The sequence below is a fragment of the Polaromonas sp. P1_E11 genome, from assembly GCF_056405995.1.
In genome coordinates this window covers 71,091-82,796 of sequence record NZ_JBFUBA010000006.1, presented here as the reverse complement: position 1 = coordinate 82,796, position 11,706 = coordinate 71,091, and the positions used below count along the sequence as shown (strand labels likewise).

Below are 11,706 nucleotides of genomic sequence, written 5' to 3'. Positions count from 1 at the left end.
ACCGCCCAAATTCTTGATCTGTATCAACTTTTACCTATAAAAAGTGCTTGCAGCCCAATAGCAACCTGCGCGAGCAGCTATGAAATTAATAGCGGATAGACCCCCATGGCACAGCCTTCCAGCTCCTTGTTGCCTCCCTCGACCGCACATAACCCCACTGCCAAAATCGCCTCATCCTGTTAAGCTGGCTGCCCGACTTTAATAACGATTTGAGAGACAACACCATGCCCGGACTCCTCCCCAACGTTGACCCTGACGGCCTGCTCGAATTTTCGGTGGTCTACACCGACCGCGCCCTCAACCACATGTCAAAAAGCTTCCAGGGCGTGATGAGCGACATCTCGCGCATCCTCAAAGACGTGTACAAGGCGCACGCCGTGGCCCTGGTGCCCGGCAGCGGCACTTACGGCATGGAAGCCGTGGCCCGCCAGTTTGCGGGTGGCAAGCACGTCATGGTCATCCGCAACGGCTGGTTCAGCTACCGCTGGACGCAAATCTTTGACATGGGCCACATCCCCGCCTCGCACACCGTGCTCAAGGCCAAACAGACCGGCCCCGGCGCGCAAGCCCCCTGGGCGCCCGCACCCATTGCCGACGTGGTCGCCGCCATCGCCAGGGAAAAGCCCGCACTCGTTTTTGCACCACACGTCGAAACCGCCTCCGGCATGATCCTGCCCGACAGCTACCTGCAGGCCGTGGCCGCAGCGGTGCATGCCGTGGGCGGCCTCTTTGTGCTCGACTGCATTGCCTCCGGCGCCATGTGGGTCGACATGAAGGCCACCGGCGTTGACCTGCTCATCTCCGCCCCGCAAAAAGGCTGGAGCAGCTCACCCTGCTGCGCCATGGTCATGCTCAGCGAGCGCGCCCGCGCCGCGATAGACAGCACCGCCAGCTCCAGCTTTGCGTGCGACCTCAAGAAGTGGATGCAGATCATGGAAACGTATGAAAACGGCGGCCATGCCTACCACGCCACCCTGCCCACAGACGCCCTCACGCGCCTGCGCGCCGCCATGAAAGAAACGCAAGACTACGGCTTTGCCAAAGTCAAAGCCGAGCAGGAAGCCCTGGGTAGCAAGGTGCGCAAATTGTTTGAAAGCCGCGGCCTGCCCAGCGTGGCCGCCGAAGGCTTCAAGGCCCCGGGCGTGGTCGTCAGCTACACCACTGACCCAGACATCCAGTCCGGCAAAAAATTTCTTGCGCAAGGTTTGCAAACCGCCGCCGGCGTGCCGCTGCAGTGTGGCGAGACCGCAGACTTCAAGACCTTCCGCGTTGGCCTGTTTGGCCTCGAGAAGTGGCACCAGTCTGACCGCACCGTCGGCCAGCTTGCCGCCGCACTCGACCAGATCGGCCTGACCGAGAAGGCGCGCCAGGCTGTCGCGGCCTGAGCGGCTGTTTCTCATCGGGAGCTTCGGCTCCCTTTTTTATTTCTTCCTTCCGTTCTATCAATCCATTTATTCCTGAAGAGACGTATCAATGAAATGCGCTTTGGTCGGTTCCCGTTTTTTCGCAGCCTCGGTGTTTGAAGTGCTTCGCAAAGAAGAAGGCATTGAGTTCACCAGCATCGTCGCCCCGGCCGAAGACGACCGCCTGGCAATTGCCGGGCGCGCAGCCGGCATCCCCGTGCACGTGCTGGCCAACCCCAAGATCGTGCCCGGCGAAGCGATTGCCGAAGGCACCGAGCTCATCATCGCCGCGCACACGCATGCCCGCGTGAGCGACGACGCCCTCGCACGCTCACGCCTGGGCGGCATCGGCTACCACCCCTCATTGCTGCCACGCCACCGCGGCATCGCAGCCGTTGAGTGGACGATTCTTGAAGGCGACCCCATCGCCGGTGGCTCCGTCTACCACCTGGCCGACGGCTGGGACGCGGGTGCCATCGCCGCGCAAGACTGGTGCTTTGTCAAAAAAGGCGAAACCGCCCGCGAACTGTGGGAACGCGCCCTGGCTCCCATGGGCCTGGCGCTGCTCAGCAAGGTCGTGCACCACGCCCGCCTGCAAGGCAGCCTGCCCGCCGACGTGCAAGACCCAGCCTTCGCCACCCGCGCGCCCATGCTGCGCAAAGCCGTGGTGCTGACCGAAGAGGTCTCTTCCGCCAACACATCACTCGTCGTCTCCATCGTCGGCACAGACCGGCAGGGCATCGTCAGCTCACTCGCAGACAAAGCCCAACGCTTCGGCGCCAACTGGGCCGCCAGCCGCATGACACGCCTGGCCGGTGAATTCGCCGGCATGGTCCACTTCGAAGTGCCGCGCGAAAACGCCGACAACCTCGCCAACTCACTGCGCGGCCTCCAATCCAGCGGCCTGCAAGTGGTGGTGGCAAAGAGCGACGGCGCCAACACCCCCGCCGCACTGCGCGTGTTTGAACTGGAGCTGGTAGGCGAAGACCGCCTGGGCATCGTCAGTAACCTGACGAAGATGCTCGCCGAGCGCGGCATCAGCATCGAGAGCATCCACACCGACATCGTGCGCAGCGGCGTTTCAGGCAAGCAGACCTTCAAGGTCGAGGCGCATTTGCTGGTGCCGGCCAATTTGTCGGTAGAAGCGTTGCAGAAAGAGCTGGGCACCTTGGCCAGCGAGATGATGCTGGATATTGCGCTGGGGGAGAGGCAGCTTGCTGTCGGGTAAGTCGGCACGCGCCTCGGGCATGAAGTGAACCAAGAGTACGAGATAGCAATGGTTGAAATCGTTGTGGCGGTGCTGGTTGTTGGGGGCTTGGGTGTGCTGCCCATCGTTGGGCTCATCATCCAGGTGTGGCGCGACCGCCGGGGCAAGCGCAGGAATGCGCAGGGCAGGTGTTACGCCTGCGGCGGGTCGGGTCTGCTCTTGCCACTTCATCATTACAAAGGCGAGATGTTCAACTATTGCCTGCCATGCAGTCAACGCCAGCGCCGGATGTCCACGATGACCGGACTTGTCGCTGCCGGGATTCTGGTGGTGGGCTTATGTGCTTGGCTGATCGTGCGCGAGCTTTAAGAGATTTCGCTTGGGAGAGCGGCGGGTTGCTGGCAAGTGAGCTGAGATTCGATTTTTCCGGCGTGGTGGCTGAGAGTGGTGGCAGTAACGAAAATCATGATTTGCTGTAATAGCCCTGAGTTCAAGCAATACTACAAATCCTGAAACCATGACCAGCGACCGCATCTCAAAATTTCTCGACGACATACGCCTTCTTGATCCCGAACGCTTCGAGCTTGTACAGGCACTGAGAAAAATCATCCTTGGCCTGGATTCCTCGATCTCTGAAGAGGTGAAATACGGTGGACTCCTGTTCTCCGCTGTAAAGCCGTTTTGTGGGGTGTTCTCATACGCAAAACACGTCTCCCTGGAGTTCGGCGAGGGCGCATCACTGCCGGACAAGTTCAAAGTGCTCGAGGGCGAAGGCAAGTTCCGTCGCCACATTAAATTGGCATCAGTTGAAGACATCACGGGCAAGCATGTTCGTGACTATCTTGCTTTGGCGTTCAAGATGTCGGCGAAGACGTGAGGAGGCCAATTGCGTGCCCATTTGAAACAGAAAATAATCGATGTTTGCGAAAACAAAATCAAAGAGAAAGGCGAAAACGTCGGCCTGTCTTTCTACGCGTTTTTTGCCAACAGGAATGACAACCCGGAGCTCCTGATGGAGGCCGCAAAATGGTGGATCCAAACGCACCGGCTGGACCACTTTGAGAAAGCGTTGAAGATCAGGCGTCTGGTTGAGCAGGAAGCAGTCGATTGAGAAAACCGCGCCTTGATGCAAGTCATCCTCCGGGGCCATATCCGCCCCAGGCACCATCTCTTTTTTCAGACGAACCCCAAGACGGCTGACAAGCCGCCTTCAAGGATGCCAGCGCGAGACCGCCCGCGGCGTGTGGGCCGACTTGCTTCCTGCGAGTGCATACGACAGCTGGTTCGCGGCGCGGATGACGCTCTTTGCGTGCTTCATCAGTTTGGTTTTTGACAGCCGCGCGCTCGGGCCCGAGATGCAGATGGACCCCAGCAATCGCCAGTTAAGGCCGAACACCGGTGCCGCCACACTGGCCACTTCGGCTTCGCGTTCGCCCATCGAGATCTGGTACCCCTGCTCACGTATCGACTCGTACGGCTCCCCCGCTGCGCCGCTGAAGGCCAGGATCACACGCCCTGGTGCGCCCTTGTTCAGGGGCAGCCGCTCCCCGACACGCACGTGGTGCCGCACTGATTGCGGCCCTTCGACACGCGCCACGCAGGCACGAATGTCGCCTTCGCGCACGTAGAACGACGCGCTCTCACCGCTTGCCTCAACGAGCTCGTGCAGCGTGGGCTCGACGATGCGGTTGACGTCGAACCCGGCCTGGTAGCGCGCACCCAGCCAGCCGGCGGCCGGCCCCAGCCGCCACTGGCCGTCGTCGGCCTGCACCATGTACTGCGACAAGGCCAGCGTGCGCGCCAGGCGCAGCACCGTCGTCTTGTGCATGTGTGAGCGCCGGCTCAATTCCGCCAGCGAAAGCGTTGACTCGCCCACCTCAAAAGCTTCCATCAGCGAGAGCGCCCGCGTCACCGCGATGACGCCGCCGCCCGTCTCAACTGGCTCATTTGCTGGTTCGTTGCGCATGCCGCACCATGGTTCACTGTATGAAACGGTATTGTATGCCGTGCAACGCGCGCCTACAGTTCCACCCATACCGCAGTTATTGTTTTAAGCGGAGCCTTGGAGACATACATGAAACTTTCCCGCCGTTGCGTGCTGGCCGCTGCCATCGCGTGTTCCCTGGCCACCAGCGCCTTTGCGCAGGCATGGCCCGCCAAACCCATTCGCCTCGTCGTGCCGTTCCCGGCCGGCGGCGGCACCGACATCATCGCCCGCGAAGTCACGAACAAGCTCATGGGCCCGGGCTACACCTTCATCGTCGACAACAAGCCGGGCTCGGGCGGCAACCTCGGCGTGGACGCCGTGGCGAAGTCACCGGCAGACGGTTACACGCTGGTGCTCGGCCAGACCAGCAACCTGGCGATCAACACCAGCCTGTACGCCAAACTTCCGTACGACCCCGTGAAGGACCTCACGCCCGTGAGCCTCGTGGCGAGTGCGCCGCTGGTCATCGTCGTCGCGGCGGACTCGCCGTACAAGACGCTCGCCGACATCGTTGCGGCGTCAAAGGCCAAACCCGGCTCCCTGAACTATGCGACCTCCGGCAACGGCACCGTCGCACACCTCGCAACCGAATCCTTCCAGAAGGCCGCAGACGTCAAGCTGACGCACGTGCCGTACAAGGGCGCGGCGCAGGGCGCCACCGACCTCATCGGTGGGCAGGTGCAGCTCTATGTGTCATCCATCCCCACGCTCATCGGCCACATCAAGAACGGGAAAATGCGCGCCATCGCCGTCACGTCGGCCAAACGCACCGAAGACCTGCCGCAGGTGCCCACCATTGCCGAGTCCGGCTACAAGGGCTTCGAGGCCGTGACCTGGTTCGGTATTGCCGGGCCTGCGAACCTGCCAAAGGATGTCGTTGCCAAACTCAACGCCGACATCAACAAGGCGCTGCAGGCGGCAGACCTGCGCAAGAAGCTGCGCGACCAGGGCGCCGACGTGGAAGGGAGCACGCCGGAGCAATTCAGCAAACTGATCCGGGAAGACATCACCCGCTGGGGCAAGATCGTCAAAGAATCCGGCGCGAAAGTAGATTGACATGACACAAGACATCATCCGCAAATTTGACCGCGTGCCGGCCGCCGTGGTGCGCGAAGCCGCTGCATTCCAGCCCGCCATCCTGGCCGACGTGGCCGGCCGCCGGGGCGCCATGCACGGGCGTATCAAGGCATTGCGCCCCCGCATGAAATTTGCCGGAACGGCCTTCACCGTTGAAGTTCGCCCTGGCGACAACCTGATGATCCACGCGGCCATGTCACTGGCGCAGCCGGGTGACGTATTGGTCATTGACGGCAAGGGGGACCTCACCGCCGCGCTGATGGGCACCATCATGATGACCGCCTGCAAACAGCTGGGTATCGTCGGCGTTGTCATTGACGGCGCAGTGCGCGACATCCTCGAAATCGACGAAATGGATTTCCCTGTCTTTGCGGCCGGGTACAACCCGAACGGCCCGACCAAAACCTGCCCGGGCCGCATCGGCCACCCCGTGACGGCAGGCGGCGTCACCGTGCATGCGGGCGACTTCGTGATGGGCGACGCGGACGGCGTTGTCGTCGTTGAACGCGAGAAGATCGAATCCCTGCTGCCGGCCGCTGCGAAGAAGGTGGCCGATGAAAACGCACGGATAGCGGCGATCAAAAAAGGCGACACAGCGGCCAAATGGCTGGAGTCAGCGCTGCGCAGCGCCGGGGTGTTGAAAGAAGGCGAGTCGCTGTGAGTAATGGGACGCCTGCCATGAAACCCGTCATGAAGCCCGTCATGAAACCCGTCATTCTTGTCACTGCGGCAGACCTTGCACCCGAAGCGCTGGCGCTTCTGCAGGGCTACGAAGTCATCTACGCCGGCAAGACGCCGACTGAAGAAGACATCGTCGCCCTCTGCCAGCGGCACGACCCGGTGGGCATCATCGTGCGCTACAGCAAGGTGGGGGCAGCCGCCATCACGGCGGCGCCATCCCTGCGCGTGATCTCGAAGCACGGCAGCGGCACCGACACCATCGACAAGGTGGCCGCCGCCGCGCGGGGCGTCGAAGTGCGTGCCGCAGCCGGCGCCAACGCAAATGCCGTCGCCGAGCAGGCTCTGGCATTGATGCTCGCCTGCGCAAAGTCAATTCCCGTGCTGGACGCGCGCATGCATGCCGGCCACTGGGACAAGGCCACCCACAAGAGCGTGGAACTGTATGGCAAGACTGTCGGGCTTGTGGGCCTGGGCGCCATCGGGCTGCGCTTTGCGCGCATGGCGAGTGCATTGGGCATGGAGGTATTGGGTTTTGACCCTTACGCCAAAGAGCTGCCGGAATTCATGACACGGGTCGAGCTCGAAACGCTTTGGCAAAACGCCGACGTGGTTTCGCTGCATTGCCCGCTGACGGGCGACAACCGCAACCTGCTGAATGGCGCCACGCTGGCAAAGTGCAAGAAGGGTGTGATCATCGTCAACACGGCGCGCGGCGGGCTGGTGGACGAAGCCGCTTTGCTCGAAGGTCTTCGCAGCGGACAAGTCCATTCTGCGGGCCTGGATAGCTTCAGCGTGGAACCCATGGCGCCGGGGCACCCCTTCCAGAACGAGCCGGGTCTCATCCTGAGCCCCCACATCGGCGGTGTCACGAGCAACGCGTATGTGAACATGGGCGTTGCGGCTGCAAGCAACGCGCGAAGCGTGATCGAAGGCGTTACCGCTGGGGCTTTGGCTTAGCTTTTTGATTGACGGCTGCCTGGGGCGTGCGCTTCAGCCCGGCCAACGCCTTTCGTTTTTACTGCGGCACCAGGCCGGCGGCTTTCACCAGGTCGGCGTGGATGCGAATCTCTTCTGAAATCACTTGCGCCAGGGGCTTGGCCTCATCGGGCGCCGGCTCCATGCCGATTTCCAGCAGTTTGGTTTTGGCATCGCCTCTGAGGAAAGCCTTCGCGGATTTGCTGAGCTTGTCGATCACAGGCTGAGGCGTTTTGGCGGGTACCAGCAGGCCTATCCATGCCGACAGCACTACATTGTTCACGCCGCCTTCACGCAGCGTGGGAATGTCAGGCGCAGAGATGGCACGTTTCTCACTCAACACACCCACCGCATGCAGCTTGCCCGACTTGATGTGCGGAAGCGCCTCGGGCAGCGGGGCAAAGGCCATGTCCACCACACCGCCGATGAGATCGGTAATCGCCGGCGCACCGCCCTTGTAGGGCACGTGCAGCAGCTTCGCGCCAGTCTGGCTTTCAAACATCAGCCCCGCCAGGTGCTGCGGGCTGCCGTCACCTGAAGAGGCATACGTCAGCTTGCCTGGGTTGGCCTTGGCCGCCGCCAAAATGCTGGCCGGCGTTCCATACTTCGCCTTGTCGTTCACCACCAGCACCATGGCCTGGTTGACCAGCTTGGTCACCGCCACAAAGTCGGTTTCAGGGTTGTAGGGCAGCGTCTTGAAGATGCTCTTGTTCGTGGTCAAAAAAGACGCCGGCGACACCATGATGGTGTAGCCGTCCGGCGCAGCCTTGGCCACCACCGGCACCCCAATCTGCCCCGAGCCGCCCGCCCGGTTGTCCACCACAAAGGGCTGGCCCAGGTCGGTGGTCAGCTGCTGGCTGACCTGCCGGGCCACCATGTCGACGCTGCCGCCCGCCGGCAGCGCGACGATGACCTTGACCGGATGGCTGGGGTAGGGCTCTTGCGCGAAGGCGGGGGCTGCCAGAGCCAGACTGGACGCGGCGCAAAGTGCCAGGCAAGCGGTGCGGGTGAATGACATAGGTCGCTTTCGGAGTTGGAGGGCGTCGCCAGTTCGCACTCTGCAAAACTTGCTCCGCCGCAATCGTGCGGGAATGCAAGTTGTATGCCTGCAAGCAGGGTTTAGAACTGGAACTGGTAGGCGAAGACCGCCTGGGCATCGTCAGCAACTTGACGAAGATGCTCGCCGAGCGCGGCATCAGCATCGAAAGTATTCACACCGACATCGTGCGCAGCGGTGTCTCAGGCAAGCAGAGCTTCCAGATAGAGGCGCGCTGTGAAGTGTCCGCAATCGACCGTCTATGGACATGGTTGGCGGTCTTGGTGGCGACACAAGTGCCGTACCCCCAGTAGGGATTGCCATGCTTTCCTTCGCGCCCTAGTCTGCTTGCATTCACTTTAGTTGGAGTAGCAAGTGCTGGATTTACTCTCGAAGATCATTCTTGCGCTGTTCGGACTGGAGCCGCTAGCTTTGGTTTCGGTGCTATTTGCGCTGATAGCGCTAGCGGCTCTGGCGCTTGCCGCCTTTGCCGTGTTCGTTTCGAGCAAAAGGTAGGGGCCATCGCCCACTAAGCGCGACAGGCTGGGGTATCGAGCCGGCCCTGGGTAGGGTAAGGGGGGCAATGTACCCTGGGTGAGTGGGGCTGCGGCCTTGCGTAATCGCTTCAATTTTTAGTCTCAGAAATACTTGTTCCCAAAAATGGAACATGCGCTATACTGATGCCATGGTTATGCGAATCGTCGGTACAGCTCGCTTAGACGAGTTTTGCGCTAAGCACCCTTTAACTCGGGCTTGGGTGAGGAGTTGGCTGACTGAGTGTCGGGCGGCTACCTGGGGCACTTCTTTCGACATAAAGCATCGTTATCCATCGGCGAGTTTTCTACAAGGGAATTTAGTGATCTTCAACGTCAAGGGAAATGACTACAGATTGGTGACGCAAGTCGCTTATCAGACAAAAGTGGTCGTGGTGAAGTGGGTTGGCACCCACGGGGCATATAGCAGTATTAATTGGGAACTAACGCGCAATGAAACCCGGAGTAGTTAAGAGCAAGGATCAGTACGCCACGTACTTGGCAAGGATCGAGGAATTAGTCGTGCTTGATCCGACACCTGAATCTGCAATAGGGGCGGAACTGGAACTTCTTGCGCTGCTGGTCGAAGACTACGAAACCAGAACATTCCTATTTGATAAACCCGATCCAGTGGATGCGCTCAAGTTTCGAATGCTTGAACAGGACTTAAAGCAAATTGATCTGGTTCCTTACTTTGGTTCGCGTAGTCGCGTATCTGAATTCCTGTCCCGCCAACGACCACTGACAGTGGGCATGATTCGTGATCTGTCCGAAGGCCTAGGCATACCGGCTGATGTTCTTCTACAAGAGTCTGTCCGAGAGGAATCGCTCTCAGGCAGCGCAGAGATGGAATGGGATTGGTTGAAGTTTCCCGTAAAAGAAATGTTGTCACGTGGATGGATTGCCGTATCTTCGAAAGCGTCGAAACCGGACGATGTTGCAACTGTGATCCGTGCTTTCATAGAGCAGTCACTAGGTGGAGCTCAAGCTGGCGTGCTCACTCGGAGAACTTTTAAAGGTGATGCTTTTGCATGGCCGGCTATCTACTCTTTGACGGCATGGCAGGCAAGGGTGTTGCAGAAAGCGGCAGCAGACAAGGAATGGATCAGTAATCCATTCGAGTATGAAAAATTGACCGAGGGTTTTCTGCGCGAGCTAGTGCTGCTAAGTCGGTTTGCAGATGGCCCGATAAAAGCGGTCGCTGCATTAAAGAGCATCGGGATCGCTGTTGTTGTCGAAGAGCATTTGGCGAAGACCAAACTGGATGGTGCTGCCATGCTTTCGGGGAATGGAAAACCAGTAATTGGTCTGACGCTTAGATTTGATCGCTTAGACAACTTCTGGTTCACCCTCATGCATGAAGTGGTGCATGTCTGGAAGCATTTGAGCAATCCTGGTGAGGTGTTTCTGGATCGGTTGATGGATAAAGAAAGCACTGAGGCTGTAGAGAAAGAGGCGAATAGATTGGCCCGAGATTTACTTATCTCTCGCGCCAGCTGGAAGTCCGCATCGGTCAGGCAGCTTCCTACGAAAGCAGGCATCCTCGCGCTGGCTGAGGAGCTCCAAATTCATCCCTCAATCGTTGCGGGAAGGGTTCAGAAGGAGCAAGAAAACTACGCTGTTTTTGCTGATCTGATTGAAAGAGGAACGGTTAGGGAAATGTTGAGCTAATTCGCAGAACGTCTACTTACTGAAAGAACTGTCATGGACACGAACTTCACCTATTCGCCTATTGTCAAAGGAAAGCTGAACGACATCAAGGCAGTCTCCTATCTCAAGCATGACATTGCGGATCGTGTGAAGCCGGTGTTTGAGTTGCCGCCGTTTATCGAAACAGATAAGCCGGAAGTGGTGCTGTCTCGATTTGCGGACCGTCTAGGTAAGCTTTATCCAACCCGTCACTGTTACGTGGACTTCCCGTTGCTGAAGACTGGAGCAAGAACTTCAGAAGGTGAGGTCGTGCTGGCTAATGCGTACGCTCGGCTTAATTCACTCTCCATAAACTATGAGCCCGTCTATGGGTTTGATAGAGATGAAGCTCTCTGGGGGCTAGTCATTCAGCAAGCCAAACAATCAGGTGGAATGCTACTGCGACTTGAACCTGATGATCTGGAATTCATGAGCGATACGTTTGACCGAATCCAAGATCTAACGATCCGAGGCTTGGATACGAGCAGTATGGATGTTCTGCTAGATTGCCGATCCTTGACAGGTATCGCCTCAACAACAGCTGTGTCTGAAACGGCGGCCATCTTTCTGGACAACCTTGCAACCTCCTTTCGGATTCGTAAAGCAATTGTTGCGGGATCGAGTGCACCCAAGACAGTAACTGATATCGAGAGGAATTCTCGTGGCGACGTGCTCCGTCACGAGCTATCTCTTTGGGCCAATTTGCGAGTGCGAAACCTGCCTTTGGAAGCGGTCTATGGGGACTACGGTGTGATCCATCCCGATTTCACAGACTTAACGCCAAGCTCGCACATCAACGGAAAAATCCGCTACACGCAAGGAAAACACTTCCACATATTCCGCGGACATAGCCTAAGTCAAGATGACAAGTACGAGCAGTACCGAAAGCTGTCACATGGTGTGATGAGCAGTGGATTCTTTCAAGGGCATTCGTACAGCCACGGTGACCGCTATATCTATGACTGTGCTACTGGTCAGGCAAGCACTGGCAATGCAGGCACATGGGTAATGAATGACCTAAATCATCACTTCACTTACGCAGTTCAGCAAGTGCATCGGTTGGAGCAATTGGTCTATCGAGGATATCCAGAGCAAGCCGTCTTGGATTTGGCTTAACC

The 11,706-nt window shown here is 58.9% G+C and carries 14 protein-coding genes; 12 read left to right on the top strand and 2 right to left on the bottom strand.

Going from position 1 to position 11,706, the window contains the following annotated elements; all coding sequences use genetic code 11:
- The first annotated feature begins 224 nt into the window (after window positions 1-224).
- The 5 genes from AC1D11_RS18930 to AC1D11_RS18910 all read left to right on the top strand — a co-directional run bounded on the left by AC1D11_RS18930 (window position 225) and on the right by AC1D11_RS18910 (window position 3,721).
- Entirely contained in the window at window positions 225-1,385 is a 1,161-nt protein-coding gene (locus tag AC1D11_RS18930) for an aminotransferase class V-fold PLP-dependent enzyme (RefSeq protein ID WP_477649787.1), read from the top strand.
- An 88-nt stretch (window positions 1,386-1,473) separates the two neighbouring features.
- Window positions 1,474-2,631 carry a formyltransferase family protein gene (locus AC1D11_RS18925; protein ID WP_477649788.1) on the top strand — a complete coding sequence of 386 codons (1,158 nt, stop codon included), beginning with the start codon at window positions 1,474-1,476 and terminating at the stop codon, window positions 2,629-2,631.
- Between the two features lie 48 nt (window positions 2,632-2,679).
- On the top strand, window positions 2,680-2,979 hold the full coding sequence (locus AC1D11_RS18920; RefSeq protein ID WP_477649789.1) for a hypothetical protein: 300 nt from the start codon (window positions 2,680-2,682) through the stop codon (window positions 2,977-2,979).
- 148 nt (window positions 2,980-3,127) lie between these two features.
- On the top strand, window positions 3,128-3,487 hold the full coding sequence (locus tag AC1D11_RS18915) for a DUF1801 domain-containing protein (RefSeq protein WP_477651335.1): 360 nt from the start codon (window positions 3,128-3,130) through the stop codon (window positions 3,485-3,487).
- A 9-nt stretch (window positions 3,488-3,496) separates the two neighbouring features.
- Entirely contained in the window at window positions 3,497-3,721 is a 225-nt protein-coding gene (locus AC1D11_RS18910) for a DUF6500 family protein (protein ID WP_477650212.1), read from the top strand.
- A gap of 99 nt (window positions 3,722-3,820) precedes the next feature.
- On the opposite strand, the gene AC1D11_RS18905 is transcribed toward AC1D11_RS18910, so the two are convergent.
- Complete coding sequence (locus AC1D11_RS18905; RefSeq protein WP_477650213.1) at window positions 3,821-4,576, bottom strand: IclR family transcriptional regulator; 756 nt, start codon at window positions 4,574-4,576, stop codon at window positions 3,821-3,823.
- Window positions 4,577-4,684: 108 nt separating this feature from the next.
- Between AC1D11_RS18905 and AC1D11_RS18900 the strand changes: the two genes are divergently transcribed.
- From AC1D11_RS18900 to AC1D11_RS18890, 3 genes are read left to right on the top strand one after another with little or no spacing between them, the layout of a single operon-like run.
- Window positions 4,685-5,653, top strand: coding sequence for a Bug family tripartite tricarboxylate transporter substrate binding protein (locus tag AC1D11_RS18900; protein ID WP_477650214.1), 969 nt, complete (start codon window positions 4,685-4,687; stop codon window positions 5,651-5,653).
- A gap of 1 nt (window position 5,654) precedes the next feature.
- The gene (locus AC1D11_RS18895; RefSeq protein WP_477650215.1) at window positions 5,655-6,335 is read left to right on the top strand and encodes an RraA family protein; all 681 of its coding nucleotides are present in this window, start codon (window positions 5,655-5,657) and stop codon (window positions 6,333-6,335) included.
- A gap of 17 nt (window positions 6,336-6,352) precedes the next feature.
- On the top strand, window positions 6,353-7,312 hold the full coding sequence (locus tag AC1D11_RS18890) for a hydroxyacid dehydrogenase (RefSeq protein ID WP_477650216.1): 960 nt from the start codon (window positions 6,353-6,355) through the stop codon (window positions 7,310-7,312).
- A 58-nt stretch (window positions 7,313-7,370) separates the two neighbouring features.
- On the opposite strand, the gene AC1D11_RS18885 is transcribed toward AC1D11_RS18890, so the two are convergent.
- Entirely contained in the window at window positions 7,371-8,348 is a 978-nt protein-coding gene (locus AC1D11_RS18885) for a Bug family tripartite tricarboxylate transporter substrate binding protein (RefSeq protein ID WP_477650217.1), read from the bottom strand.
- An 80-nt stretch (window positions 8,349-8,428) separates the two neighbouring features.
- On the opposite strand from AC1D11_RS18885, the gene AC1D11_RS18880 reads away from it, so the two are divergent.
- The 4 genes from AC1D11_RS18880 (at window position 8,429) to AC1D11_RS18865 (ending at window position 11,704) form a co-directional block, all read left to right on the top strand.
- Window positions 8,429-8,680 (top strand): ACT domain-containing protein, encoded by a 252-nt coding sequence (locus AC1D11_RS18880; protein ID WP_477650218.1) that lies wholly within the window; start codon window positions 8,429-8,431, stop codon window positions 8,678-8,680.
- A gap of 353 nt (window positions 8,681-9,033) precedes the next feature.
- The gene (locus AC1D11_RS18875; protein WP_477651333.1) at window positions 9,034-9,372 is read left to right on the top strand and encodes a type II toxin-antitoxin system HigB family toxin; all 339 of its coding nucleotides are present in this window, start codon (window positions 9,034-9,036) and stop codon (window positions 9,370-9,372) included.
- A gap of 49 nt (window positions 9,373-9,421) precedes the next feature.
- On the top strand, window positions 9,422-10,570 hold the full coding sequence (locus AC1D11_RS18870) for an ImmA/IrrE family metallo-endopeptidase (protein ID WP_477651332.1): 1,149 nt from the start codon (window positions 9,422-9,424) through the stop codon (window positions 10,568-10,570).
- Window positions 10,571-10,603: 33 nt separating this feature from the next.
- Window positions 10,604-11,704: a beta family protein gene (locus tag AC1D11_RS18865; RefSeq protein WP_477651331.1), complete on the top strand. Its 1,101-nt coding sequence runs from the start codon at window positions 10,604-10,606 to the stop codon at window positions 11,702-11,704.
- Window positions 11,705-11,706: the final 2 nt, after the last annotated feature.